Origin of the sequence: Streptomyces sp. Y20 (assembly GCF_043195475.1) — a bacterium.
GTDB lineage: Bacteria > Actinomycetota > Actinomycetes > Streptomycetales > Streptomycetaceae > Streptomyces.
The window spans coordinates 429909-454154 of record NZ_JBIDDP010000004.1; the positions used below are offsets into that span (position 1 = coordinate 429909).

The window sequence follows — 24246 nt, forward strand, 5'->3', positions numbered from 1 at the left end:
ATCCCTCTCAGGGTTGTTAAGACTGTGGTCTGAAACGGGGGCCTGGGGGTCGGCGGGGCCCTGTGAGCAAGGGCCCCGCCGGACTCCCGTCAGACCTCTTCGACGCTGCTCGGCTCGCGCCGCGACAGGTCGATACCGAGCTCCTCCGCAGCGCGGAAGACATCCTCGTCGGTGTCGCGCATCTCGATGGACATGCCGTCCGAGGACAGCACCTCCACGTTGAGGCACAGGGACTGCATTTCCTTGATGAGCACCTTGAAGGACTCGGGAATGCCAGGTTCCGGGATGTTTTCGCCCTTGACGATGGCCTCGTAGACCTTCACGCGGCCGGTGACGTCATCGGACTTGATGGTCAGCAGCTCCTGGAGGGCGTACGCCGCGCCGTAGGCCTCGAGTGCCCACACCTCCATCTCGCCGAACCGCTGGCCACCGAACTGGGCCTTACCACCCAGCGGCTGCTGGGTGATCATCGAGTACGGACCGGTCGACCGGGCGTGCAGCTTGTCGTCGACCAGGTGGTGGAGCTTCAGGATGTACATGTACCCGACCGAGATCGGGTCCGGGAACGGCTCACCGCTGCGGCCGTCGAACAGCCGCGCCTTGCCGGTCGGCAGCACCATGCGCTCGCCGTCCCGGTTCGGGATGGTGTGCTGGAGCAGACCGGCCAGCTCGTCCTCGCGGGCACCGTCGAAGACCGGGGTGGCGACGTTGGTGCCGGGGTCGACCTGGTCGGCTCCGATGACCTGGAGACGCTGGGCCCACTCGTCGGCGAGACCGGAGACGTCCCAGCCGCGGCTGGCGAGCCAGCCGAGGTGGATCTCCAGAACCTGTCCCGGGTTCATGCGGGACGGCACACCCAGCGGGTTGAGGATGATGTCGACCGGGGTGCCGTCCTCCAGGAACGGCATGTCCTCGATCGGCAGGATCTTGGAGATGACACCCTTGTTGCCGTGGCGGCCGGCGAGCTTGTCACCGTCGGTGATCTTGCGCTTCTGCGCGACGTAGACGCGGACCAGCTGGTTCACGCCCGGCGGCAGCTCGTCGCCCTCCTCGCGGTCGAAGAGGCGCACACCGATGACCTTGCCGATCTCGCCGTGCGGCACCTTCAGCGAGGTGTCACGGACCTCACGGGCCTTCTCACCGAAGATCGCGCGCAGCAGGCGCTCCTCCGGGGTCAGCTCGGTCTCGCCCTTGGGCGTGACCTTGCCGACGAGGATGTCGCCGGCGACGACCTCGGCACCGATGCGGATGATGCCGCGCTCGTCCAGGTCGGCGAGGACCTCCTCGGAGACGTTCGGGATGTCCCGGGTGATCTCCTCGGGGCCGAGCTTGGTGTCACGGGCGTCGACCTCGTGCTCCTCGATGTGGATCGAGGAGAGGACGTCGTCCTGCACGAGGCGCTGCGACAGGATGATCGCGTCCTCGTAGTTGTGACCCTCCCACGGCATGAACGCCACGAGCAGGTTCTTGCCGAGGGCCATCTCACCGTTCTCGGTGGCCGGACCGTCGGCGAGGACCTGGCCCTCGATGATCCGGTCGCCCTCGTTGACGATGACCTTCTGGTTGACCGAGGTGCCCTGGTTGGAGCGGGCGAACTTGGCCAGGCGGTACGTGATGTACGTGCCGTCGTCGTTGGCGGTGGTGATGTAGTCCGCGGAGACCTCCTGGACCACACCCGCCTTCTCGGCCTTGACCACGTCGCCGGCGTCGACGGCGGAGCGGTACTCCATGCCGGTGCCGACCAGCGGGGACTCGGACTTGATCAGCGGCACGGCCTGCCGCATCATGTTCGCGCCCATGAGCGCGCGGTTGGCGTCGTCGTGCTCCAGGAAGGGGATCATGGCGGTCGCGACCGACACCATCTGGCGCGGCGAGACGTCCATGTAGTCCACGTCCTCGGGGCCGACGTAGTCGACCTCGCCGCCACGGCGGCGGACCAGCACGCGGGCCTCGGCGAACCGCATGTCCTCACCGAGCGTGGCGTTGGCCTGCGCGATGACGAAGCGGTCCTCCTCGTCGGCGGTCAGGTAGTCGACGTCGTCGGTGACCTGGCCGTCGATGACCTTGCGGTACGGGGTCTCGACGAAGCCGAACGCGTTGACCCGGCCGTAGGAGGCGAGCGAGCCGATCAGGCCGATGTTCGGGCCTTCCGGCGTCTCGATCGGGCACATGCGGCCGTAGTGCGAGGGGTGCACGTCACGGACCTCGAAGCCGGCCCGCTCACGGGAGAGACCACCCGGGCCCAGCGCCGACAGACGGCGCTTGTGGGTGAGACCCGACAGCGGGTTGTTCTGGTCCATGAACTGCGACAGCTGGCTGGTGCCGAAGAACTCCTTGATGGAGGCGACGACCGGCCGGATGTTGATCAGGGTCTGCGGCGTGATCGCCTCGACGTCCTGGGTCGTCATGCGCTCGCGGACGACGCGCTCCATACGCGCCAGGCCCGTACGGACCTGGTTCTGGATGAGCTCGCCGACGCTGCGCAGACGGCGGTTGCCGAAGTGGTCGATGTCATCGGTCTCGACGACGATCGAGTCGCCGTTGTCACCGGTGGTCTCGGTCTCGCCGGCGTGCAGCTGCACCAGGTACTTGATCGTCGAGATGATGTCCTCGACGGTCAGGATGCCCGCGTCGAGCGGGGCGTCCGCACCCAGCTTCTTGTTGACCTTGTAACGGCCGACCTTGGCGAGGTCGTAGCGCTTGGGGTTGAAGTAGAGGTTCTCCAGCAGCGTCTGCGCGGCCTCACGCGTGGGGGGCTCGCCCGGACGCAGCTTGCGGTAGATGTCGAGCAGCGCGTCGTCCTGGCCCTGGGTGTGGTCCTTCTCCAGGGTGGCGCGCATCGACTCGTACTCGCCGAACTCCTCGAGGATCTGCTCGGTCGTCCAGCCGAGCGCCTTGAGGAGCACGGTGACCGACTGCTTGCGCTTGCGGTCGATGCGGACACCGACCATGTCGCGCTTGTCGATCTCCATCTCCAGCCAGGCACCCCGGGACGGGATGATCTTGGCGGAGAAGATGTCCTTGTCGGACGTCTTGTCGATGCTGGAATCGAAGTAGACACCGGGCGAACGGACCAGCTGGGACACCACGACACGCTCGGTGCCGTTGATGACGAAGGTGCCCTTGTTCGTCATGAGCGGGAAGTCGCCCATGAAGACGGTCTGGGACTTGATCTCGCCGGTCTCGTTGTTGGTGAACTCAGCCGTGACGAAGAGCGGGGCGGCGTACGTGAAGTCGCGCTCCTTGCACTCGTCGATGGAGTTCTTGGGAGGCTCGAAGCGGTGGTCGCGGAACGTCAGCGACATCGACCCGGAGAAGTCCTCGATCGGGGAGATCTCCTCGAAGATCTCCTCGAGGCCGGACTTGGTGGGGACGTCCTGACCGGACTCCAGAGCCGCCTCGACGCGAGCCTTCCAGGCGTCGTTGCCGAGCAGCCAGTCGAAGCTCTCGGTTTGCAGCGCGAGAAGGTTCGGAACCTCGAGGGGCTCCTTGATCTTTGCAAAGGAAATGCGCAGCGGGGCGGTGCTGGCGCCGTTGTTCATATTCGCGGTCGAGGCAGTGCGCGAGGCGGCCAAGAGGGGGTCCTTCCGAGGGCTCGGACTCACTACGCGCGTACCGGTCCCTCTCGTGCACAGAGACGGAAACCCCAGGTCGGGGGGCTCTGGTCGACTGTGCTCAAGAGAGGGCAGACCCCTGGTGACGGGCAGGGGACAGCTAACAGGCAGCGCAAAGGGTCAGTGTAGCCACTTGGCACACTGATGTCCAATGCGGGTTTTCGAAGACCCTCGTTGTCGTCACCCTCGTCGTCGTCAGCGCCCTCGGCATCCTGCCCTCAACGCACGTTGATACTGCCCTCTTCGTCGTCGATCCATGCCTCGGATGCGGATCCTTGTGACGACGCGTCCTGAGAATTGCGCGCTGCGTGCCGTTCGTCAAGGCCCCCCAGCCGGAAGCCGGCCCTCCGGAGACACGACGAAGATCACCATACCCCCCGCCGTAGCGAGTGCAAGGTAACCGCGGTCGGCTCCCCGGATACGCCGAAGAGCGACCACCCGGATGGATGATCGCTCTTCGGTACGTCCGCGTTACAGCCTCCGGGGCACTGACTTCAGCGCCCCGGCGGACCGTGTGCGACGTGTGTTCGGATCCTGCGGACCCGAAGGGTGTTACTTGACCTCGACGGAGGCGCCGGCGCCCTTGAGGGACTCGGCGGCCTTCTCGGCGGCGTCCTTGGCGACCTTCTCGAGGACGGGCTTCGGGGCGCCGTCCACGAGGTCCTTGGCCTCCTTCAGACCCAGGGAGGTCAGCTCACGCACGACCTTGATGACCTGGATCTTCTTCTCGCCGGCGCCGGTGAGGATGACGTCGAACTCGTCCTTCTCCTCCTCGGCCTCGGCAGCGGCGCCACCGGCGGCACCGCCGGCGACGACGACCGGCGCGGCAGCGGCGGCGGTGACGTCGAACTTGTCCTCGAAGGCCTTCACGAACTCGGAGAGCTCGATGAGGGTCATCTCCTCGAACTGAGCAAGCAGCTCGTCCTGGGTGAGCTTCGCCATGGTGGCGGTCCTTCCACTCAAATCGGCAGGTGCCGGATGTACTGGATAAGGCGGGCGTACGTCGGCCCGCTGCGACCCGCGCCTGTGGTGCGGGTCAGAAAGCGAGCCGAATTACTCGGCACCGCCCTGCTCGGCCTGCTTGGCGCGCAGCGCGTCCACGGTGCGGACGAGCTTCGACGGCAGCGCCTGGAAGACGGAGGCAGCCTGGGACTGCTTCCCCTTGAAGGCACCGGCCAGCTTGCTGAGCAGAACCTCGCGGGACTCGAGGTCCGCAAGCTTCTTGATCTCGTCGGGCGACAGCGCCTTACCGTCAAGGACACCGCCCTTGATGACGAGATTCGGGTTGTCCTTGGCGAAGTCACGGAGACCCTTCGCCGACTCCACCGGGTCACCGGTGACGAAGGCGACAGCCGTCGGACCGTTGAACAGGTCGTCCAGCGTCGTGATCCCGGCCTCGTTGGCCGCAATCTTGGTCAGCGTGTTCTTCACCACGGCGTACTGAGCGTTCTCACCGAGCGACCGGCGCAGGTTCTTGAGCTGCGCCACGGTGAGACCGCGGTACTCGGTAAGCACGGCAGCGTTGGAGTTGCGGAACTGCTCCGTCAACTCGGCCACTGCGGCAGCCTTGTCGGGCCTCGCCATAGAGCCTCGGCCTCCTTCCGGGTGATTCTGACCGCGCGGACCCGAAGGAGGACTGGGAAAACGAAACGCCCCGGCGCAGGCGCACGGGGCGTACTCAACCGGCTGCACACGCCATGGCGTGTGCTCCAGGAGATCTTCCACGGTCACCTGCGCGGGTCGTCCACTTGTCAGCGGATCCTTCGGCCACCGCACCCTCATTCGAGCGCACGGCAACGACCAGCGGTCTTTGGCTTCTTCAAGAGAGTACGGGACCGGGACGCCGTCGAGCAAATCGGCCCGTTCGCAGCCGGGCACGGCCTCCGGCCGGGGGTTGGCGGGACGGCTTCCTGCCGGGGTGTGCCGCACGGCTGGTGGCGGTTGCGGGCCGCGGCTCCCGCCGGTGCGCCGTACGGTCCGGCGCCGGACCGACCTGCGGCTTCTGCCGGTGCGCCCTGCGGCTGGCTGGCGGCGCCGCCGTGCGGCCGGGTGCCGGTGTTCCTCGTGCCCTGGTCCCGGCGTTCCGCGTGTCCGGGTGCCGGGGGGCCTGCGGTTGTCTGCCGGTGTGTCGTTGTCCTGCCGGGCCGGTGTGCGGTAGGGGCCGGGGCGCGGACGGACCGGTGTGCGGCGGCATGTGCCAAGGGCCGGGGCGGGCGGCCCGGAGGGCGGTGGCGGTGTTTCCCGCGCCGCCTGCGCCCGGCCGGGCGCTTGTGCGATGCCCGCTGCGGGCGACGTACGCCGTGTTCACGGCCGAGGGCGGTCACCACGGCCCGGACCCGGGCGCGGACCCGGGTCCGGGCCCGGGGTCACGCCGCTGGTCAGGAGACGGTGCCGGTACCGGTGCCGCCCGTCGCGGTGCCGGACTTCAGGAGGTCGGCGAAGTCCTTGGTGTCGCTCGCCGGAGGCGCCTCGGCGGTGACCTTCACGCCGTAGTCGCTGAAGAAGGTGGTGTTCGTCATGGCACCGTTGGCCGTGTCGGCCTTCTCGGTCTTCTTGACGAGCAGGTTGTCGCCGTTGATCCACAGGTCGACGGTCTCGGTGGTGACGCCCGCCTGGGTCAGCTGCTTCTTCAGGGCCGACAGCTGCTCGGCGCTGAGGTCGCTGGTCTTCCCCGCGAGGTCGGCGACGTTCACCTTGCCGGAGTAGTGCGTGGTGTGGGCGCCGGAGACCGTCTCCTCGCCGACCTTCTTGACGTCGCCGGAGGCCAGCAGCAGCTTCACGGACTGGTTCGGCGTGGCGTTCTGGATCTGGTCCTTCATGTACGAACCGGAGGCGCCGCCGAGCTTGGCGAGGTCGTCGTAGGAGTACCTGAGCCAGTGCTTGCCGCCCGTCTGCTGGGCATACGCGTCGCTCATGTGCGCGTAGTAGGCGTCCGGCAGATACCGGGCCTCCATCGACGAGGTGCCGGCCTTCTTCATCATCTCGGCCATCTGGCCGCCGGTGTACGTGATGGTGAGGTTGCCCTTGAGGCCGCCCGACCAGGTCAGCGCGCCGTTCGCGGTCATCGCCATGAGCTTGCCGACGGACGTGCTGGAGCGCACCTTGGCCGAGTCGGCCTTGTCGGTGGACTGCTCGGCGGCGCGCAGTGCGGCTATGGGGCTGACACGCGTCACGCTCTTGCCCGCCGCGTCGCCTCCGTCCTTGTCCGAGTGCGAGGAGCCGCAGGCGGCCACCCCGGTCAGTGCGGCCACCACCGCGATGGAAAGGGTCGTACGGCGCACGGTCGTGCTGTTCATCTGGTCCCGCCCCTGTTGGAGTCCTGTGCCTGCACCGTAACCCAGGCCACTGACAGTCGTACGAAAGGTCGCACAAAGAAAGGACGGGCCCCGCACCTCGAAGGTTGCGGGGCCCGCCCTTTTCTTACGCGTACCTGACGCGGCTACCGGGCTGAGCGAAGGGCTCAGACGGCGGCCGGGTCCTCCTCGACGAGGAGGTTGCGGGTGCGGTTCGGGTCGACCGGGACACCGGGGCCGATCGTGCTGCTGATCGCGGCCTTCTTGATGTAGCGACCCTTGGCGGCGGACGGCTTCAGCCGGAGGATCTCCTCCAGCGCGGCGCCGTAGTTCTCCACCAGCTTGGTGTCGTCGAACGACGTCTTGCCGATGATGAAGTGCAGGTTCGAGTGCTTGTCGACGCGGAACTCGATCTTGCCGCCCTTGATCTCGGTCACAGCCTTGGCGGTGTCCGGGGTCACGGTGCCGGTCTTCGGGTTCGGCATCAGACCACGCGGGCCGAGGACGCGGCCGAGACGGCCGACCTTGCCCATGAGGTCCGGGGTGGCGACGACGGCGTCGAAGTCCAGACGGCCCTTCGCCACCTCGTCGATCAGCTCGTCGGCGCCGACGATGTCGGCGCCCGCGGCACGCGCGGCCTCGGCACGGTCGCCGGTCGCGAAGACCAGGACCCGGGCGGTCTTACCGGTGCCGTGCGGAAGGTTCACGGTGCCACGGACCATCTGGTCGGCCTTACGCGGGTCGACACCCAGACGGAAGGCGACCTCGACGGTGCCGTCGAACTTGGACGTGGAGGTCTCCTTGGCGAGACGGACGGCCTCGAGCGGGGCGTACAGCTTCTCCCGGTCGATCTTGGCGTCCGCAGCGCGGAGAGCCTTGCTGCGCTTGCTCACAACTTGCTCCTGTGTGTTCTGAAAGGAGTCGTGGTCCCTGGGCCGAGCAGGCCCTGCCACGTGCGACCGGCTACGGCCGCATGACTGCTGGGGGTGGGGTTCAGCCCTCGACCGTGATGCCCATGGAGCGGGCGGTGCCGGCGATGATCTTCGACGCGGCGTCCAGGTCGTTGGCGTTCAGGTCGGGCATCTTGGTCTCGGCGATCTCGCGGACCTGCGCCTCGGTGATCTTGGCGACCTTGGTCTTGTGCGGCTCGCCCGAGCCCTTCTCGACCCCAGCGGCCTTGAGGATCATCTTCGCGGCCGGCGGCGTCTTGGTGACGAAGGTGAAGGAGCGGTCCTCGTAGACCGTGATCTCCACCGGGATCACCCAGCCACGCTGCGACTCGGTCGCGGCGTTGTAGGCCTTGCAGAACTCCATGATGTTGACGCCGTGCTGGCCCAGCGCGGGGCCGACCGGCGGAGCCGGGTTCGCCGCACCGGCGTTGATCTGGAGCTTGATAAGCCCCGTGACCTTCTTCTTCTTGGGAGGCATGCTCTCTCCGGGTCCTTGCTGAGAGGTTGACTGCCATCCGCGTCATCCGGATCCATGCCGTGCACGATCCCGCAGATGGCATACCGCACAACGATAGCCGCTGTGCCCTCGGGACAAGAAATCGTCCAGGTCAGGCGGCTTGCGCGGATCCGTCCGGGCCGTCGGCCGCGCGGTTCCGGCGGGCAGCGCGGGCGGGGGCGTGCCGTCCGGCGCGAGCGGCGCGGCCGGGATCGAGTCGCGCCCGCGCTCACCGGCGCGCGACTCGTCGCGGCTCACCGGGTTGCGGCGCGTGGCCGCAGGCGGGCGGGCCGGACGCGAAGGGCCGCCGGTCGACCGCTGCGCACATGCCGAGGGCGCCCCGGCCCGGTTGTCACCGGTGGGGCGCCCTCGGGGCGATGCTCAGTTCTTCTGGATCTGGTCGAAGGACAGCTCGACCGGCGTCTCGCGGCCGAAGATCTCCACGAGGCCCTTGACCTTCTTCGAGTCGGGGTTGATCTCGTTGATGGTCGCCTGGAGCGTGGCGAACGGGCCGTCGGTGACGGTGACCGAGTCGCCGACCTCGAAGTCCAGCACCTGGACCTCGACCTTGCGCTGCGGAGCGGGCTTGCCCTCGGCCTCGGCGGCCTCGCGGGCGGCCTTCTCCTCGGCCTCCGGGGCGAGCATCTTGACGATCTCGTCCAGGGTCAGCGGGTACGGGTCGTAGGCGTTGCCGACGAAGCCGGTGACGCCCGGGGTGTTGCGGACGACGCCCCAGGACTCGTTGGTGAGGTCCATGCGGACCAGGACGTAACCCGGCAGCTTGTTCTGCTTGATCGTCTTGCGGTCGCCGTTCTTGATCTGGACGACCTCTTCCTGCGGCACCTCGGCCTGGAAGATGTAGTCCTCGACGTTCAGCGAGACGGCGCGCTGCTCCAGGTTGGTCTTCACGCGGTTCTCGTACCCGGCGTAGGTGTGGATGACGTACCACTCGCCGGGCAGGGCGCGCAGCTCGTCGCGCAGGGCCTGGATGGGGTCGACGGGCGCGGCAGGCTCCTCGTCGGCAACTTCCGCGACGGCGTCCTCGTCGCTCTCGTCGACGAGGGCGTCCTCGTCGGCGTCCGCGACGGCGGTCTCCTCGTCGGCCTCGTCGGCGTCATCGCCGTCTTCGTCCTCGACGTGCAGGGCGGCCTCTTCGGCCGACTCGCCCGACTCGGCCTCGGCAGCCTCGAACTCGTCCTGTTCGTCCGCGCCCTCGACGATGTCGAGTTCGTCATCGACCGTCTTGTCCGGCTCGATGGCGTCGTTCAGGTTCGGGTCAGACACGATGGCTGCTTCTTCCTGGATACATAGGGGTGGAACATGCGAAAACGGGCGCCGGTACCACGGCGCCCTTCGCTTTTGGCTCAGCCGAAAACGTACTTGGCCGCGTGGTTGAGCCCATAGTCAATCACGGTCACCAGCGCGATCATGATGGCGACGAAGAAGATCACCACGGTGGTGTACGACGTCAGCTGGTTGCGTGACGGCCAGACGACCTTGCGGAGTTCCGCGACGATCTGGCGGTAGAAGGTGGCCAGGCGCTTCAGCGGGCCCTTCTTGGCGCGCTTGCCGCCCTTGCGGGCCTTCTTGGACTCGGGCACCTCGTCCTGGGCATCAGGCGTATCGATGGAGCCCACGGCGTCCGTCATAATCCTCACCTGATCCCGGGTCGTGGCCGTGCCGCGCCCGGTTCCTGAGCCGCACGGCGGTGCATTGCTGGACGTACATGCGCACACATCCTGGCGGTGTGTGTAGCAGGGCCGGAGGGACTTGAACCCCCAACCGCTGGTTTTGGAGACCAGTGCTCTACCAATTGAGCTACGACCCTTTGTTTGCCCACCAACGTACCGCATCCGCCCGGATGCTCGGTGTGCACCGGCTGGAACACGGCTGCTGGAGGCCAACGAGGTGAGAGTGTACGTGGTCCGAGCCCCGGCGTCGAACAGAAAGCGCCCGTCCGGAACGCCGTGACCGAAGATCGTCCTGGCCGGGGGCCGGATTCGGACCCGTGTTCACGACTCGACCCGTTGCTGTTCAGTCTGTGAAACCCGTGTGCCGGGGACTTTTCCGGTCTGGAACGATGGGCCGCATGAGCGCTGCAACCCCTCCCACCGAGCGCCGGGTCTCCGCCCGCGTCGGCGCGATCTCCGAGTCCGCCACCCTTGCCGTGGATGCCAAGGCCAAGGCCCTGAAGGCCGCCGGTCGTCCGGTGATCGGCTTCGGCGCCGGTGAGCCCGACTTCCCGACCCCGGACTACATCGTCGAGGCGGCCGTCGAGGCCTGCAAGAACCCCAAGTACCACCGCTACACGCCGGCCGGCGGCCTGCCCGAACTGAAGGCCGCGATCGCCGCGAAGACGCTGCGCGACTCCGGCTGGGAGCCCGACGTCTCGCAGATCCTGGTCACCAACGGCGGCAAGCAGGCCATCTACGAGGCGTTCGCCGCCATCCTCGACCCGGGCGACGAGGTCATCGTCCCGGCGCCGTACTGGACGACGTACCCGGAGTCGATCCGTCTCGCCGGCGGTGTCCCGGTGGAGGTCGTCGCCGACGAGACGACGGGCTACCGGGTCTCGGTCGAGCAGCTGGAGGCGGCGCGCACGGAGAAGACGAAGGTCGTGCTGTTCGTCTCCCCGTCCAACCCGACCGGCGCGGTGTACTCCGAGTCCGAGACGGAGGCGATCGGCCGCTGGGCCGCCGAGCACGGCCTGTGGGTGCTGACCGACGAGATCTACGAGCACCTGGTCTACGGCGACGCCGTCTCCGTGTCGCTGCCCGCGCTCCTGCCCGAGCTGCGCGACAAGTGCATCGTGGTCAACGGTGTGGCGAAGACGTACGCGATGACCGGCTGGCGCGTGGGCTGGGTCATCGGCCCGAAGGACGTGGTCAAAGCCGCGACGAACCTCCAGTCGCACGCCACCTCCAACGTCTCCAACGTCGCCCAGGTGGCCGCGCTGGCCGCCGTGTCCGGCGGCCTGGAGGCCGTCGCGCAGATGCGCGAGGCCTTCGACCGGCGCCGCAGGACCGTCGTGCGGATGCTCAACGAGATCGACGGTGTGGTCTGCCCGGAGCCCGAGGGTGCCTTCTACGCCTACCCGTCGGTCAAGGGGCTGCTCGGCAAGGAGATCCGCGGCAAGCGCCCGCAGGACACCGTCGAGCTGGCCGCGCTGATCCTGGAGGAGGCCGAGGTCGCGGTCGTCCCGGGTGAGGCCTTCGGCACGCCGGGCTACCTGCGGCTGTCGTACGCGCTCGGCGACGAGGACCTCGTCGAGGGCGTGAGCCGGATGCAGAAGCTGCTGGCGGAGGCGCGGGACTAGTTCCTCCCCTTCCACGCGCGCGTGCGGGCCGTTTCCCTGCGGGGAGGCGGCCCGCTCCTGTGTGCGGGCAAGACCCCGAACGGGGAAACGGCTACCGGGACGGCGGGGACATACGGCAGGATCTGGGAATGGAGCGTGTACGTGATCTCTCTGAGCTGCCGAAGGCCCATCTGCACCTGCACTTCACCGGCTCGATGCGGCCGGGGACGGTTCTGGAACTGGCCGACAAGTACGGAGTACATCTGCCCGAGACGCTGGCGGAGGCCCTCACCAGCGGGGAACCGCCCAAGTTGCGTGCCACGGACGAGCGGGGCTGGTTCCGTTTCCAGCGGCTGTACGACGCGGCCCGCTCCTGCGTGCGCGAGCCGGAGGACATCCGGCGGCTGGTACGGGAGGCCGCCGAGGAGGACCTGAAGGACGGCTCGGGCTGGCTGGAGATCCAGGTGGACCCGACGTCGTACGCGCCGCGGCTGGGAGGACTGATCCCGACGCTGGAGATTATCCTGGACGCGGTGGACACGGCCTCGCGGGAGACCGGCCTCGGCATGCGCGTGCTGGTCGCCGCGAACCGTATGAAGCACCCGCTGGACGCCCGCACGCTGGCCCGCCTCGCGGTGCGGTACGCGGACCGGGGCGTGGTCGGCTTCGGGCTGTCCAACGACGAGCGGCGGGGTCTGGCGCGCGACTTCGACCGGGCCTTCCACATCGCGCGCGAGGGCGGCCTGCTGTCGGCACCGCACGGCGGCGAGCTGAGCGGCCCCGCGTCCGTCCGGGACTGCCTGGACGACCTGCACGCCACGCGGCTCGGGCACGGGGTGCGCGCCGCCGAGGACCCGCGGCTGATGAAGCGGCTGGCCGACCGCGGCGTGACCTGCGAGGTGTGCCCGGCCTCGAACGTGGCGCTCGGTGTGTACGAGAAGCCGGAGGACGTCCCGCTGCGCACCCTCTTCGAGGCGGGCGTCCCGATGGCGCTCGGCGCCGACGACCCGCTGCTGTTCGGCTCCCGGCTGGCCGCCCAGTACGAGATCGCCCGCCACGCGCACGGCTTCACGGATGCCGAGATCGCGGAGCTGGCCCGGCAGTCCGTGCGGGGCTCGGCCGCCCCGCAGGACGTCAAGGCGCGGCTGCTGGCCGGCGTGGACGACTGGCTGACCCGCCCGGCGGCCTGAGGCGTGGGCGGCCGGGTCGCCGGGCCGGTACGGCTACAGGCTGACGCCGACCGTCACGGGCTCGTTGACCAGCGTGACGCCGAAGGCCTCGCGGACGCCGGCGACCACCTCGCGGGCGAGGGCCAGGAGGTCCTCGGTGGTGGCGCCGCCCCGGTTGGTGAGGGCGAGGGTGTGCTTGGTCGAGATGCGGGCGGGCCCGGTGCCGTAGCCCTTGGTGAAGCCCGCCTTGTCGATCAGCCAGGCCGCGGACGTCTTCGTACGGCTCTGTCCCGCCGGGTAGGCGGGCGGCTCGACGCCGTCGCCCAGCCGCCGGCGCACGCGCGCGTGGAACGCGGCGAACTGCTCGTCGGTGAGGATCGGGTTGGTGAAGAAGGACCCGGCCGACCAGGTGTCGTGGTCCTCGGCGTCCAGCACCATGCCCTTGCCCGCGCGCAGCTTCAGCACGGTCTCGCGGGCGTCGGCCAGCGGCACACGGTCGCCGGGCCCGACACCGAGCGCGCGCGCCGCCTCGGCGTACTTCACCGGCGCGGACATCCCGCCGGCGTCCTCCAGCTCGAAGCGGACCCGGAGCACGACGTAGCGCTCGGGGTCGGCCTTGAAGCGGCTGTGGCGGTAGGAGAACGCGCACTCCTCGCCGGCCAGCGCGACGGTCTCGCCGGCGCGCCGGTCGTAGGCGATCACCTCGGTGATCGTCGAGGACACCTCCTGGCCGTAGGCGCCCACGTTCTGGACCGGCGTGGCACCCGCGGATCCGGGGATGCCGGCCAGGCACTCGATCCCGGCGAGTCCGGCCTCGACGGTGCGGGCCACGGCGTCGGTCCAGACCTCGCCGGCCGCCACCTCCAGGCTGGTGCCGCGCAGTTCGACACCGCGCGTGGCGATGCGCAGCGCGGTGCCGTCGAAGCCCTTGTCGCCGATGACCAGGTTCGATCCACCGCCGATCACCAGCAGCGGCGTGCCGCTGTCGTCGGCCTCGCGGACGGCGGCGATCACCTCGGCGTCGGTCGTGGCGGTCAGCAGCCGCGTCGCGGGACCGCCCAGCCGGAAGGTGGTCAGCGGGGCGAGGGGGGCGTCGTGGAGTACCTGCACGGGCCCAAGACTACGAGACACCTCCGACACCTCCGACCGCCCCGCATGCCGCACGCACGCGAACGGGCCGGCGGTGGGCCGGCCGGGGCCCCTCCCCCGCGTGGCCCGCCGATGCCGCGGGGCCCGGAAGGGCATGGGGCGGCGAACCGCCACGCGCGCGTGGGCCTGTCGTGGCCCACGCGCGCGTGCACGCCGTTCCTCCCGCGGCCGCCGTCTCCCCCTACGGGTGCGAAGTCAGCCGGAGGTGGTCTCCAGGACCGGTGCCGAGGGCTGGCCGGCCGCCCGCACCGACCGGCCGGCGCCGCGGCGGCCCGGGATCAGCAGGGCCGCGACCGCGGCGAGGGCGACCACCGCCGAGCCGGTGACCAGCGCCGGCCGCAGTCCGTCCACGAAGGACTGCGCGGAGCCGTAGCCACCCCGCGCGGAGAAGATCGACGCCATGACCGCGATGCCGAGCGCGCCGCCCACCTCGCGCAGGGCGTTGTTCGCACCGGAGGCGATGCCCTGCTCCTGGGGGCGGACGCTGGACATGACCAGGTCGGCGGCCGGGGCGAAGTACAGGGCCATGCCGACGCCGCTGATGATCAGGGCGGGCAGCTGGACGGCGTAGGAGGCGTCCGTGGTGGCCACCCGGGCCATGTAGGCGAGGCCGGCCGCCTGGAGGAACAGGCCCGCGGCGACGACCGGCCGGCCGCCGATGCGGTCGGAGAGGATCCCGGCGACGGGCGCGACGAGCATCGGCATGCCGGTCCAGGGCAGCATCCTGAGGCCCGCCTCGGTGGGCGAGTAGCCGAGCACTCCCTGCATGTACTGGCTGAGCAGGAAGATCGAGCCGAACATGCCGACGAACATCAGCAGGCCGGCCGCGTTGATGCCGGCGAAGGCGCGGGAGCGGAACAGCCGCATCGGCAGCATGGGGGCCGCGGCGCGCGAGCTGTAGAGCACGAAGCCCGCCAGCAGCGCTCCGCCCGACGTCAGCGCGGTCAGGACGACCGGGTCGGTCCAGCCGTCGGCGGGCCCGCGGACCAGCCCGTACACGATCCCGAAGAGCCCGCCGCTGGCGAGCAGTGTGCCGGGGACGTCGAGCCGGGTGCCGGCGCCGTACGACTCGGTGAGACGCAGCCGGGCGAGCGGCAGCGCGACCAGGCCGAGCGGGACGTTCAGCCAGAAGATCCACTGCCAGGAGACGTGCTCGGTGAGGCTGCCGCCGATGAGCGGCCCGGAGGCGACGGCGAGCCCGTTGACGGCGCCCCAGATGCCGTAGACGGTGCCGCGTCTGGCCGCGGGGACGGCGGCGGTCAGCAGGGTCAGCGTGAGCGGCATCATCACGGCCGCGCCGATGCCCTGGACCGCGCGGGCCGCGATCAGCGAGCCGATGCCGGGGGCCAGGGCCGCGGCGGCGGAGGCGCCGGTGAAGACGGCGAGTCCGGCGACGAAGAGCCGGCGCCGTCCGAAGCGGTCGCCGAGCGCGGCGCCGGTCATCAGCAGGACGGCGAAGGTGAGTGTGTAGGCGCTGACGGTCCACTCCAGGTCGTCCAGCGCGCCGCCGAGGTCCTGGCGTATGGAGGGCAGCGCCGTGGTGACGACGAGGTTGTCCAGGGACGCCATGAAGCCGGCGGCGCTGGTGATGACAAGGGCCCACACGGCACCCGCGCGGGACGGTGCGGTGGTGTCGGGTGCTGCGGTGTTCTGTGGCATCGCTCCCCCTGAGCGGGTGATTCCGGTTAGTTATCGATGACTAACTTTCGCGGGCGTGGACGGCCCCTGAGGGCTGCGAGGCCCTGCGGGAGGCCGCACGGTGACCCCCCCGGTCGCGCTACGCCTTCAGGTGGCCCGTGGGGCGGGCCGACGGGTAGAGCCCCTCCCACACCCGGTGGCCGGGCGGGAAGCCCATGGCCACGAGGCAGTTGATGAGCATGCCGCACGCCAGGAACTCGGTCGTCCCCTCGACGTCCGCGCCGAGCACCAGCCGAACGGTGTCCCACAGCCGCATCCAGCCGGCGCGCACGCTCTCGCCGAACTCGCGGTCACCCTCCTGCTCCGCGGACGCCACGGCGACGTACATCTGCATCTGCATCATCAGCCGCTCCGGCCGTTCTGCGATGACCTTGGTGTACGCGTCCGCCATGGCGTGCAGGGCCTCCTCGCCCCGCAGCCCCTGCGAGGCGTCCTCGAAGGTCCGGATGGTGTCCTCCACACAGCGCTCGGCCGCCGCCAGGAAGATCGCCTTCTTGCTCGGGAAGAGCCGGAAGAGGTACGGCTGCGAGACACCGACCCGTCTGGCGATCGCCTCCGTGGAGGTGCCGTGGTAACCACCGCGCGCGAACTCGGCGGTCGCCGCGCGGACGACGCTCTCGCGTCGCTCCTCTGCGCTCATCCTGGGCATGGACCTAAGTTAGTGCTCAATCACTAACTGGGCAAGCCCCCGCCGCACGGGGACCGGGCGCAGGGGGGGCCCATCATGCGTGAGGGGCGCCCCCAGGGGACGCCCCTCACCTCCAGGCAGGCCGCCGGCCGTCAGGCCAGGCGCACGACCGCCCGGGACATGCCCAGCACCTTCTGACCGCCGCTCATGGCGGTCAGGTCGACGCGCACGGTGTTGCCGTCCAGCTTGGCCGCGACCTTGGCGCTGACCTCGACGAGGGCGCCCCGGTCGTCGTTCGGGACGACGACGGGCTTGGTGAAGCGGACGCCGTACTCCACGATGGCGCCGGGATCCCCGGCCCAGTCGGTGACCACCCGGATCGCCTCGGCCATGGTGAACATGCCGTGCGCGATGACGTCCGGCAGGCCCACCTCCTTGGCGAACTTCTCGTTCCAGTGGATCGGGTTGAAGTCCCCGGAGGCGCCCGCGTACCGCACGAGCGTGGCGCGGGTCACGGGAAAGCTCTGCGCGGGCAGCTCGGTGCCGACCTCGACGTCGTCGTAAGCGATCTTCGCCGTCATCGTGTCGTCACGCCTCCTCGGCCGCGCGGGCCACGAGCTTGGTCCAGGCGGTCACGACGCGTTCGCCCGTCTCGTCGTGCACCTCACCGCGGACGTCCAGGATGTCGTTGCCCGCGAGCGACTTGATCGCCTCGATCGTGGAGGTGACCGTCAGCCGGTCGCCGGCGCGGACCGGGCGGGCGTAGGCGAATCTCTGGTCGCCGTGCACCACGCGGCTGTAGTCCAGTCCCAGCTGCGGGTCCTGGACGACCTGACCGGCGGCCCGGAACGTGATGGAGAACACGAACGTCGGCGGTGCGATCACGTCGGGATGACCCAGCGCTTTGGCAGCCTCGGGATCGGTGTACACCGGGTTGGTCTCGCCCACCGCCTCGGCGAATTCGCGGATCTTCTCCCGGCCCACCTCGTAGGGCTCGGTGGGCGGGTACGTCCGTCCCACGAAGGACTGGTCGAGCGCCATGGCCCGCACCTCCTGATGTCTGCTGTGCTGGCCCCAAATTAGCCGGAAGCCGGCCACGGAATGCGCAGGGGGCCGGGCGCGGGCGGGGCGGGATGCAGGGCCGGTGAAAACGCCGTGAGGCCGCCCCCACGGAAGGGGACGGCCTCACGAACGAGCCTGATTTATCGCGTTTCGCGGTGCGCGGTGTGCGCATTGCAACGCGGGCAGTGCTTCTTCATCTCCAGACGATCCGGGTTGTTACGCCGGTTCTTCTTGGTGATGTAGTTCCGCTCCTTGCACTCCACGCAGGCCAGCGTGATCTTCGGGCGGACGTCGGTGGCAGCCACGTGAGTGCTCCTAAGACGAACGGATGGACTGGTTCAACGCAAGCAAGAGTAGCCGATCGAAGGACCGACCCCGCAATCGGCTACTGTCAGTAGCGGTGACCGGACTTGAACCGGTGACACAGCGATTATGAGCCGCTTGCTCTACCGACTGAGCTACACCGCTTTGATGAGATCAGCTCCCGTCTCGCGACGGGAACCTCTCACACCAGAGCCCCAAAACGGAATCGAACCGTTGACCTTCTCCTTACCATGGAGACGCTCTGCCGACTGAGCTATTGGGGCGAGCGATGAAGACATTACACGGTCCGCCGCCGTTCACCCAAATCCGTATCCCACCGCCCCTCGCGACCCGCTTCCCGGGCCTCTCACCCGCCTCCTGGACCCCGGGCGGGGTGCCCGCCGGGCCCGGGCGCGGCGGGTCAGGGACGCGGCGGACGGCGTCGTCGTGCGTCCGGGGCGGCCGCGCGCGGCACGGGCCACGCGGGTGGGCGACACGTGCACCACCTGGGGCGGACCACGCCGGTACGACTATTGCGCTCCTACCCGCCCCGCACGGCTCGCCACCCTAGGCTCGTCTCACTCTGCGTGATCTTGGGGCCCGCGCGGCCCCGGGATCCCCCGACCCCGGTCCGGCCGGTCCCCCGGCCCCGACCCTGGAGCGCGATGCCCGACAGTCAGCCGCAGCCGCACCCGCCGTCGAACTCGCCGGGTTCGTCCGGGGCGTCCGATGGGGACGTCCTCCTGCTCAGCGGGGCCCGGCTCACCGACGGGCGGACCGTGGACGTACGGCTGGGCGGCGGGCGCATCGAGGCGGTGGGCACGACCGGCAGCCTCACCCCGGGCCCGGCCCGTACGGCCGCCGCACGCGTGGACCTGAGCGGCTACCTGCTCCTGCCGGCCCCGGCCGAACCCCACGCCCACGGCGACACCGCCCTGACCGCCGAGCGCCCCGGCCCCGTGTCGTACGCGCCCGAGGACATCCAGCGCCGGGTGACGGAGGCGTCCCTGCTCCAACTCGGGCACGGGGCGACGGCGGTACGCGCGCACGTGCGCGTCGGCGACGTCCAGGGACTCGGTGCGCTGGGCGCGGTCCTGCGGGCCCGGCGGTCGCTGCGGGGACTCGCGGAACTGACGGCGGTGGCGATGCCCCGGCTGCTGACCGGAGCGGCCGGGGCCGACGGGCTGGCGGTGCTGCGGGACGCCGTGAAGATGGGCGCGTCCGTGGTGGGCGGCTGCCCGGACCTGGACCCGGACCCCACCGGCTACGTGGAGGCCGTCCTGGAGGTCGCCTCCGAACACGGCTGTCCGGTGGACCTGCACACGGACGCCGCCGACCCGGCCCGGCTGTCCCGGCTCGCGGCGATGGCGGGCGGCCTGCGCCCCGGCGTGGCGATCGGACCCTGCACCGGTCTCGCGCGCCTGCCCGGCGAGGCCGCCCGCCGGGTCGCCGACCAGCTCGCGGCGGCCGGTGTGACCGTGGTGTGCCTGCCCCAGGGCGGCTGCGGCAGCGCCGACCGGCGCGGCACGGCTCCGGTACGGCTGCTGCGGGCGGCCGGAGTGCGGGTGGCGGCCGGCAGCGGCGCCCTGCGCGACGTGTCGAACCCCGTCGGACGCGGCGATCCCCTGGAGGCCGCCTACCTCCTCGCCTCCGCCCACGGCCTGCGCCCGCAGGACGCCTACGACGCCGTGTGCGCCTCGGCGCGTACGGCCCTGGGCCTGCCCGAGGTCCGCGTGGAGGCGGGCTTCCCCGCCGAGCTCCTCGCCGTACGCGGTGACCACCTGGCCGGCGCCCTCTCCCTGGCCTACAGCCGGATCGTGGTGCACCGGGGCCGGGTGGTGACCCGGACGAGCGCGGTACGGGAGTACTGCGACTCGGCGGCGACGGCGGAGCTGGGACTGCCGCGGCAGGGGCGCGGCGAGCCGTCCTGAACGTCCACGCGCGCGTGCGCCCCCCGGGTGCCGCGCTCGCCGGCCCACTCGTGCGGCGGATGCGCCCCCTCGGGCGTACGGTCGGAATCATGCGCATTGTCATTGCTGGTGGTCATGGTCAGATCGCGTTGCGGCTGGAGCGCCTGCTCTCCGCGCGCGGAGAGCAGGTGGCGGGCATCATCCGCAAGGCCGAACAGGGCGACGATCTGCGGGCCGCCGGTGCCGAACCGGTCCTGCTGGACCTGGAGTCGGCCTCGGTGGAGGAGGTCGCGGCACACCTCCAGGGAGCGGACGCGGCGGTCTTCGCGGCCGGCGCGGGCCCGGGCAGCGGTACGACCCGCAAGGACACCGTGGACCGGGGCGCGGCGGTGCTGTTCGCGGACGCGGCCGTACGCGCGCGTGTTCGCCGGTTCGTGGTGGTGTCCTCGATGGGCGCGGACCCCTCGCACCAGGGCGACGAGATCTTCGACGTGTACCTGCGCGCCAAGGGCGAGGCCGACGCGTACGTCACCCGGCAGGAGGCGCTCGACTGGACGATTCTGCGCCCCGGTTCGCTGACGGACGACGCGGGCACCGGGCTGGTCCGGCTGGAGGCGCACACGGGTCGCGGCGCGGTCCCGCGGGACGACGTGGCGGCCGTTCTCGCGGAGCTGGTGGACACTCCGGCGACGACCGGGCTCACGCTGGAACTGGTCGGCGGTTCGACGCCGGTGTCGGTCGCGGTGAAGTCGGTGGCCGGGAACTGAGGGCGGCCGCCGGCCGGCCGTTCATGGGTCGTACGCGCCGAGCGGTGGCGAGTTGACGGGCCGACGGGTCGGCGGGACCAGGGGCAGCGGCACGCAACCCGCCGTGCCGTCCCACCCACCCTCCGACGGCCCGACAGGCTCGGACCCCGCGTCAGAACAACGGCAACTGCCCGGGAAAGTCCGGTACGACGTACCCGTCCAGCGAGGGCTGGGCCGCCCCCAGTTGTGCGGGCTGCCGGGAGCCGGCACAGGAGACGAGGCCGGCGCTCTCGCGCGTCCCGGGCGGGTCGTGCCGCGCGAAGCGGCCCGCGACGACGGCGATCTCGCGGTGGCACACGGGGCAGGTTCTGCGTCGGGAGGACATGCCCGCCAGTGTGCCCCGGCCGGGCCGTGGACGCGCCCGCGCCGAGGCCTGGGCGGGCGCCTGGTGCGCCTGACCGGGGGGCGACTGCGTGCGCCGGCCCGGGGCGAGGTGACGGTGGAGCCGGGCGGAGCGGCGGCGTTGGGGCGGGTGACGGGGGTGGCGTCATGGGTCCGGGTGACGGCGTGGGGCCGGGTGGCGTCATGGGTCGGATGGCGGGCCGTCCGTCACGTCCGGGTCTCCGCCTCCCACCGGTCGGGCCCCACGCCGCGCCAGTCGATCAGCGGTGAATCGGCGACCTCTTCCGGCTCGATCTCCAGCCCCGCCCGGCGCAGGAACTCCACCAGGTCCCGCACGTTGTGCGCGAGGCCGAGGATCTCGCCGTCCACCCGGACCCGGCGACCGCCGGTCGGGGACGGCAGGTGCACGATGATCGGACGTTTCCCTGCCATGGCTCCAGCATCATCCGGTCGGCTCGGGCCCGCACCCGGGCCGGTCATTCGAGGATCCCCAGCGCGGTGTCCGGCCGGCACAGCGGGCACGCGGGGACCCCTTCCTCGGTGAGTGCGCGTACCGCCTGCTCGCGGTCCACGTCCTTCGCCCGTCCGCCGGCGGCCGTACAGGCGCCGGCGTGGACGTACACCGCGCCGCGGCCGTTCAGTGCGCGCTCGACGGCCCACTCCGCGGCGGCCTGCCGGGGGGCGGGCCGCCGCTTCCGTCCGGCCGCCTCCCGGCGCTCCTCATCCGCGATCCACCGGTCCATCAGCGCAAGCTGCCGGGCAGCCTGGTGTTCGACGACGCGGCGGGCGAAGCGCAGCATGTCGAGACGCGTCAGCGGACGGTTCTCGTTCACATGTTCGATTCTAGTCCCGCGGGAACGGAACGCGACAGCGGGCCCGGCCCGGATGCGGCCACGGCCCCCGCCGGACAGCACAACGACGAGGACCCCGTGACCTGCTTTCGCAGGTCACGGGGTCCTCGTTCCCGTGTGGCGGCGCCAGGATTCGAACCTGGGAAGGCTGAGCCGGCAGATTTACAGTCTGCTCCCTTTGGCCGCTCGGGCACACCGCCGGGGTTGTGCCGCCGTGTCGCATCCGCTTTCGGCGGTGCTCCCCGGCAACGACGTAAACAATACCCGATGCCCGAGGGTGCTTCGCCACCCGATTGACCGCCGCCTCCCGGCCCGTGGGGTGGCTAGGCTGGTGCGGATGCGGCCCGGTGCCCACCGGGCCCGGTGGCCGCCGCCGCGCACGCCGGCACGCATCCGATACGCACCCCGATACAAGGAGCCACAGGACATGGCCGACTCCAGTTTCGACATCGTCTCGAAGGTCGAGCGGCAGGAGGTCGACAACGCCCTCAACCAGGCCGCCAAGGAGATCTCGCAGCGCTACGACTTCAAGGGCGTGGGCGCCTCGATCGCGTGGTCGGGTGACAAGATCCTCATGGAGGCGAACTCGGAGGACCGGGTGAAGGCCGTCCTCGACGTCTTCCAGTCCAAGCTGGTCAAGCGCGGCATCTCCCTGAAGGCGCTGGACGCGGGCGAGCCGCAGCTCTCCGGCAAGGAGTACAAGATCTTCGCGTCGATCGAGGAGGGCATCTCCCAGGACAACGCGAAGAAGGTGGCGAAGATCATCCGCGACGAGGGCCCCAAGGGCGTGAAGGCCCAGGTCCAGGGGGACGAGCTGCGGGTCAGCTCCAAGAGCCGCGACGACCTGCAGACCGTGATCGCCCTGTTGAAGGGCAAGGACTTCGACTTCGCGCTCCAGTTCGTGAACTACCGGTAGGCCGGGGACGACGAAGCGAAAGGGGCGGGCGCCCGGGGGTGCCCGCCCCTTTCGTGCGTCGTGCCGTGCTCAGTCCCGTGAGTTGCCGAACAGCAGGCGGTAGACGATCAGCAGCACCAGGGAGCCGCCGATGGCCGCCGCCCAGGTGGGGCCGTCGTAGAAGTGCTTGCTGATCGGGTGGTCGAGCCAGCGGGAGGAGATCCAGCCGCCGATGAAGGCGCCCGCGATGCCGATGAGGGTCGTACCGATGAAGCCGCCGGGGTCGCGGCCCGGCAGCAGAACCTTGGCGATGGCTCCGGCCAGCAGTCCGAGGATGATCCAACCGATGATGCTCATGCCGTGAACCTGCCCTTCCGCGCTGTGTCCGCACGGTCCGGCCCCCGGGTTCGTGCCGAGGACCGCCGCGCGTCGCGCGCGTGTTCGTGCCGTGTCGGTGAAGAGGACGTCACGGGACCGTCCGGCGGTTGCCGCGATCAGTAGGGTGCGGCGCATGACACGTACCGGCACCGGTCTGCGCCGCACCCTGGGCGTGCGGGACGCCGTGGTGGTGGGGCTCGGCGCCATGGTCGGCGCCGGCGTCTTCTCGGCTCTGGGGCCCGCCGCACGGGCGGCCGGCCCGGGGCTGCTGCCCGGGCTGGCCGTGGCCGCCGTGGTGGCCTACTGCAACGCCATGTCCTCGGCCCGGCTCGCCGCCCGCCATCCGGCGTCGGGCGGGACGTACGTGTACGGCAGGGAGCGGCTGGGCGCCTTCTGGGGATATCTCGCCGGGTGGGCGTTCGTGGTCGGCAAGACCGCCTCCTGTGCGGCCATGGCGCTCACCGTGGGGGTGTACGTCCGGCCGGGGCAGGCGCACATGGTGGCGGTCGCGGCCGTGGTGGTCCTGACGGCCGTGAACTACGGCGGTGTCCAGAAGTCGGCGTGGCTGACGCGGGTGATCGTGGCGGTCGTGCTCGCCGTGCTCGCGGCCGTGGTCGTCGTGTGTCTCACCTCCGGCCGGGCCGACGCCGGCCGGCTGGCCGTCGGTCTCCCGTCGGGGCCCGGCGGGGTGCTCCAGGCGGCCGGGCTGCTGTTCTTCGCGTTCGCCGGGTACGCGCGGATCGCCACGCTCGGGGAAGAGGTGCGCGATCCGGCGCGCACGATCCCGCGGGCGGTCCCGACGGCCCTCGGGATCGCACTGGCCGTGTACGCGTGCGTGGCCGTCGCGGTGCTCGCCGTCCTCGGGGCGGACGGGCTCGGGCAGGCGGCGGCGCCGCTGGCGGACGCGGTGCGGGCGGCCGGCGTGCCGGGGCTCGTCCCGGTGGTGGGGGCCGGGGCGGCGCTCGCCGCGCTGGGCTCGCTGCTGTCGCTGGTCCTCGGCGTGTCCCGTACGACGCTCGCCATGGCCCGGGACGGGCACCTGCCGGGCGCGCTGGCGGCCGTGCACCCCCGCTTCGGGGTGCCGCACCGGGCGGAGCTGGCCGTGGGCGCGGTGGTGGCCGTGCTGGCCGCGACGGTGGACGTGCGCGGCGCGATCGGCTTCTCGTCCTTCGGCGTGCTGGCCTACTACGCCGTCGCCAACGCCTCGGCCTGGACGCTGAGCCGGGCCCCGCTGTCGCGTGTGGTGCCGGCGGTGGGTCTGCTGGGCTGCGGGCTGCTGGCGTGCGCGCTTCCCGTGGGGTCGGTGGCCGTGGGCGCCGGGGTGCTCCTGGCGGGCGTGGCGGTCTACGGCGCACGGCGGCGGTGGGCGGGCGGGCGCGGGCTGTGACGCGCCGTCAGGGTGCGTGG

At 70.7% G+C, this 24246-nt stretch carries 24 protein-coding genes and 4 tRNA genes; 6 read left to right on the top strand and 22 right to left on the bottom strand.

Going from position 1 to position 24246, the window contains the following annotated elements; genetic code table 11:
• Window positions 1–89: 89 nt before the first annotated feature.
• The 9 genes from rpoB to ACGFT1_RS13400 form a co-directional block, all read right to left on the bottom strand.
• On the bottom strand, window positions 90–3575 hold the full coding sequence (rpoB, locus tag ACGFT1_RS13360) for a DNA-directed RNA polymerase subunit beta (protein WP_373909075.1): 3486 nt from the start codon (window positions 3573–3575) through the stop codon (window positions 90–92).
• A gap of 591 nt (window positions 3576–4166) precedes the next feature.
• Window positions 4167–4556, bottom strand: coding sequence for a 50S ribosomal protein L7/L12 (gene rplL / locus ACGFT1_RS13365; protein ID WP_121787384.1), 390 nt, complete (start codon window positions 4554–4556; stop codon window positions 4167–4169).
• 111 nt (window positions 4557–4667) lie between these two features.
• Window positions 4668–5198 carry a 50S ribosomal protein L10 gene (rplJ, locus tag ACGFT1_RS13370; protein ID WP_356818747.1) on the bottom strand — a complete coding sequence of 177 codons (531 nt, stop codon included), beginning with the start codon at window positions 5196–5198 and terminating at the stop codon, window positions 4668–4670.
• Between the two features lie 794 nt (window positions 5199–5992).
• Window positions 5993–6910, bottom strand: a complete 918-nt coding sequence (locus tag ACGFT1_RS13375) for a hypothetical protein (protein WP_373909076.1) — start codon at window positions 6908–6910, stop codon at window positions 5993–5995.
• Window positions 6911–7074: 164 nt separating this feature from the next.
• The gene (gene rplA / locus ACGFT1_RS13380; RefSeq protein ID WP_356818751.1) at window positions 7075–7800 is read right to left on the bottom strand and encodes a 50S ribosomal protein L1; all 726 of its coding nucleotides are present in this window, start codon (window positions 7798–7800) and stop codon (window positions 7075–7077) included.
• A gap of 100 nt (window positions 7801–7900) precedes the next feature.
• Entirely contained in the window at window positions 7901–8335 is a 435-nt protein-coding gene (gene rplK, locus ACGFT1_RS13385; protein ID WP_020941656.1) for a 50S ribosomal protein L11, read from the bottom strand.
• Window positions 8336–8734: 399 nt separating this feature from the next.
• On the bottom strand, window positions 8735–9637 hold the full coding sequence (gene nusG / locus ACGFT1_RS13390) for a transcription termination/antitermination protein NusG (RefSeq protein WP_373909077.1): 903 nt from the start codon (window positions 9635–9637) through the stop codon (window positions 8735–8737).
• Window positions 9638–9717: 80 nt separating this feature from the next.
• Window positions 9718–10002, bottom strand: coding sequence for a preprotein translocase subunit SecE (gene secE / locus ACGFT1_RS13395; protein ID WP_121787390.1), 285 nt, complete (start codon window positions 10000–10002; stop codon window positions 9718–9720).
• Window positions 10003–10108: 106 nt separating this feature from the next.
• Window positions 10109–10181, bottom strand: a tRNA-Trp gene (locus ACGFT1_RS13400).
• A gap of 261 nt (window positions 10182–10442) precedes the next feature.
• On the opposite strand from ACGFT1_RS13400, the gene ACGFT1_RS13405 reads away from it, so the two are divergent.
• Window positions 10443–11669: a pyridoxal phosphate-dependent aminotransferase gene (locus ACGFT1_RS13405; protein WP_373909078.1), complete on the top strand. Its 1227-nt coding sequence runs from the start codon at window positions 10443–10445 to the stop codon at window positions 11667–11669.
• Window positions 11670–11797: 128 nt separating this feature from the next.
• Complete coding sequence (locus ACGFT1_RS13410) at window positions 11798–12838, top strand: adenosine deaminase (protein ID WP_373909079.1); 1041 nt, start codon at window positions 11798–11800, stop codon at window positions 12836–12838.
• 33 nt (window positions 12839–12871) lie between these two features.
• Here the strand turns inward: ACGFT1_RS13410 and ACGFT1_RS13415 are convergent, their stop codons facing one another.
• The 8 genes from ACGFT1_RS13415 to ACGFT1_RS13450 form a co-directional block, all read right to left on the bottom strand.
• Window positions 12872–14062 (bottom strand): UDP-N-acetylmuramate dehydrogenase, encoded by a 1191-nt coding sequence (locus ACGFT1_RS13415; protein WP_373909080.1) that lies wholly within the window; start codon window positions 14060–14062, stop codon window positions 12872–12874.
• Window positions 14063–14161: 99 nt separating this feature from the next.
• Window positions 14162–15625 (bottom strand): MFS transporter, encoded by a 1464-nt coding sequence (locus tag ACGFT1_RS13420; protein ID WP_373909081.1) that lies wholly within the window; start codon window positions 15623–15625, stop codon window positions 14162–14164.
• A 118-nt stretch (window positions 15626–15743) separates the two neighbouring features.
• Window positions 15744–16313: a TetR/AcrR family transcriptional regulator gene (locus ACGFT1_RS13425; protein WP_373909082.1), complete on the bottom strand. Its 570-nt coding sequence runs from the start codon at window positions 16311–16313 to the stop codon at window positions 15744–15746.
• A 131-nt stretch (window positions 16314–16444) separates the two neighbouring features.
• A complete protein-coding gene (locus tag ACGFT1_RS13430; protein WP_373909083.1) occupies window positions 16445–16873 on the bottom strand; it encodes a MaoC family dehydratase in 429 nt (142 codons plus the stop codon).
• A gap of 7 nt (window positions 16874–16880) precedes the next feature.
• Window positions 16881–17333, bottom strand: a complete 453-nt coding sequence (locus ACGFT1_RS13435) for a MaoC family dehydratase N-terminal domain-containing protein (RefSeq protein WP_373909084.1) — start codon at window positions 17331–17333, stop codon at window positions 16881–16883.
• Window positions 17334–17494: 161 nt separating this feature from the next.
• A complete protein-coding gene (rpmG, locus tag ACGFT1_RS13440; protein ID WP_003948671.1) occupies window positions 17495–17659 on the bottom strand; it encodes a 50S ribosomal protein L33 in 165 nt (54 codons plus the stop codon).
• 90 nt (window positions 17660–17749) lie between these two features.
• Window positions 17750–17822 (bottom strand) — tRNA-Met (locus tag ACGFT1_RS13445).
• A gap of 46 nt (window positions 17823–17868) precedes the next feature.
• Window positions 17869–17941: transfer RNA gene (locus ACGFT1_RS13450), tRNA-Thr, on the bottom strand.
• A gap of 381 nt (window positions 17942–18322) precedes the next feature.
• Between ACGFT1_RS13450 and ACGFT1_RS13455 the strand changes: the two genes are divergently transcribed.
• Window positions 18323–19588 (top strand): amidohydrolase family protein, encoded by a 1266-nt coding sequence (locus tag ACGFT1_RS13455; RefSeq protein WP_373909085.1) that lies wholly within the window; start codon window positions 18323–18325, stop codon window positions 19586–19588.
• 89 nt (window positions 19589–19677) lie between these two features.
• Window positions 19678–20334: an NAD(P)H-binding protein gene (locus ACGFT1_RS13460; protein ID WP_373909086.1), complete on the top strand. Its 657-nt coding sequence runs from the start codon at window positions 19678–19680 to the stop codon at window positions 20332–20334.
• Between the two features lie 151 nt (window positions 20335–20485).
• Here ACGFT1_RS13460 and ACGFT1_RS13465 read toward each other — a convergent pair whose 3' ends face one another.
• From ACGFT1_RS13465 to ACGFT1_RS13480, 4 genes are all read right to left on the bottom strand, one after another.
• Window positions 20486–20698: a hypothetical protein gene (locus ACGFT1_RS13465; protein WP_356818770.1), complete on the bottom strand. Its 213-nt coding sequence runs from the start codon at window positions 20696–20698 to the stop codon at window positions 20486–20488.
• A 224-nt stretch (window positions 20699–20922) separates the two neighbouring features.
• Window positions 20923–21147 (bottom strand): hypothetical protein, encoded by a 225-nt coding sequence (locus ACGFT1_RS13470; protein WP_030641125.1) that lies wholly within the window; start codon window positions 21145–21147, stop codon window positions 20923–20925.
• A gap of 44 nt (window positions 21148–21191) precedes the next feature.
• A complete protein-coding gene (locus ACGFT1_RS13475; RefSeq protein ID WP_373909087.1) occupies window positions 21192–21548 on the bottom strand; it encodes a DUF6233 domain-containing protein in 357 nt (118 codons plus the stop codon).
• Between the two features lie 136 nt (window positions 21549–21684).
• Window positions 21685–21766 (bottom strand) — tRNA-Tyr (locus ACGFT1_RS13480).
• Window positions 21767–21993: 227 nt separating this feature from the next.
• Between ACGFT1_RS13480 and ACGFT1_RS13485 the strand changes: the two genes are divergently transcribed.
• A complete protein-coding gene (locus ACGFT1_RS13485; RefSeq protein ID WP_373909088.1) occupies window positions 21994–22482 on the top strand; it encodes a YajQ family cyclic di-GMP-binding protein in 489 nt (162 codons plus the stop codon).
• A gap of 69 nt (window positions 22483–22551) precedes the next feature.
• Here the strand turns inward: ACGFT1_RS13485 and ACGFT1_RS13490 are convergent, their stop codons facing one another.
• On the bottom strand, window positions 22552–22818 hold the full coding sequence (locus ACGFT1_RS13490) for a GlsB/YeaQ/YmgE family stress response membrane protein (protein ID WP_356824061.1): 267 nt from the start codon (window positions 22816–22818) through the stop codon (window positions 22552–22554).
• A 154-nt stretch (window positions 22819–22972) separates the two neighbouring features.
• Between ACGFT1_RS13490 and ACGFT1_RS13495 the strand changes: the two genes are divergently transcribed.
• Entirely contained in the window at window positions 22973–24226 is a 1254-nt protein-coding gene (locus ACGFT1_RS13495; RefSeq protein WP_373909089.1) for an APC family permease, read from the top strand.
• Window positions 24227–24246: the final 20 nt, after the last annotated feature.

Bases quoted from the DNA above. Each gene is read 5' to 3' on its own strand.
- ACGFT1_RS13460 (WP_373909086.1), top strand. From the start codon at position 19,678: ATGCGCATTGTCATTGCTGGTGGTCATGGTCAGATCGCGTTGCGGCTG.
- rplK (WP_020941656.1), bottom strand. From the start codon at position 8,335: ATGCCTCCCAAGAAGAAGAAGGTCACGGGGCTTATCAAGCTCCAGATC.
- ACGFT1_RS13430 (WP_373909083.1), bottom strand. From the start codon at position 16,873: ATGACGGCGAAGATCGCTTACGACGACGTCGAGGTCGGCACCGAGCTG.
- secE (WP_121787390.1), bottom strand. From the start codon at position 10,002: ATGACGGACGCCGTGGGCTCCATCGATACGCCTGATGCCCAGGACGAG.
- ACGFT1_RS13465 (WP_356818770.1), bottom strand. From the start codon at position 20,698: ATGTCCTCCCGACGCAGAACCTGCCCCGTGTGCCACCGCGAGATCGCC.
- ACGFT1_RS13405 (WP_373909078.1), top strand. From the start codon at position 10,443: ATGAGCGCTGCAACCCCTCCCACCGAGCGCCGGGTCTCCGCCCGCGTC.
- ACGFT1_RS13470 (WP_030641125.1), bottom strand. From the start codon at position 21,147: ATGGCAGGGAAACGTCCGATCATCGTGCACCTGCCGTCCCCGACCGGC.
- ACGFT1_RS13425 (WP_373909082.1), bottom strand. From the start codon at position 16,313: ATGCCCAGGATGAGCGCAGAGGAGCGACGCGAGAGCGTCGTCCGCGCG.
- ACGFT1_RS13435 (WP_373909084.1), bottom strand. From the start codon at position 17,333: ATGGCGCTCGACCAGTCCTTCGTGGGACGGACGTACCCGCCCACCGAG.
- ACGFT1_RS13485 (WP_373909088.1), top strand. From the start codon at position 21,994: ATGGCCGACTCCAGTTTCGACATCGTCTCGAAGGTCGAGCGGCAGGAG.
- rplL (WP_121787384.1), bottom strand. From the start codon at position 4,556: ATGGCGAAGCTCACCCAGGACGAGCTGCTTGCTCAGTTCGAGGAGATG.
- ACGFT1_RS13375 (WP_373909076.1), bottom strand. From the start codon at position 6,910: ATGAACAGCACGACCGTGCGCCGTACGACCCTTTCCATCGCGGTGGTG.
- ACGFT1_RS13420 (WP_373909081.1), bottom strand. From the start codon at position 15,625: ATGCCACAGAACACCGCAGCACCCGACACCACCGCACCGTCCCGCGCG.
- ACGFT1_RS13415 (WP_373909080.1), bottom strand. From the start codon at position 14,062: ATGCCCTTCCGGGCCCCGCGGCATCGGCGGGCCACGCGGGGGAGGGGC.
- ACGFT1_RS13495 (WP_373909089.1), top strand. From the start codon at position 22,973: ATGACACGTACCGGCACCGGTCTGCGCCGCACCCTGGGCGTGCGGGAC.
- ACGFT1_RS13455 (WP_373909085.1), top strand. From the start codon at position 18,323: ATGCCCGACAGTCAGCCGCAGCCGCACCCGCCGTCGAACTCGCCGGGT.
- ACGFT1_RS13410 (WP_373909079.1), top strand. From the start codon at position 11,798: ATGGAGCGTGTACGTGATCTCTCTGAGCTGCCGAAGGCCCATCTGCAC.
- rplJ (WP_356818747.1), bottom strand. From the start codon at position 5,198: ATGGCGAGGCCCGACAAGGCTGCCGCAGTGGCCGAGTTGACGGAGCAG.
- ACGFT1_RS13490 (WP_356824061.1), bottom strand. From the start codon at position 22,818: ATGAGCATCATCGGTTGGATCATCCTCGGACTGCTGGCCGGAGCCATC.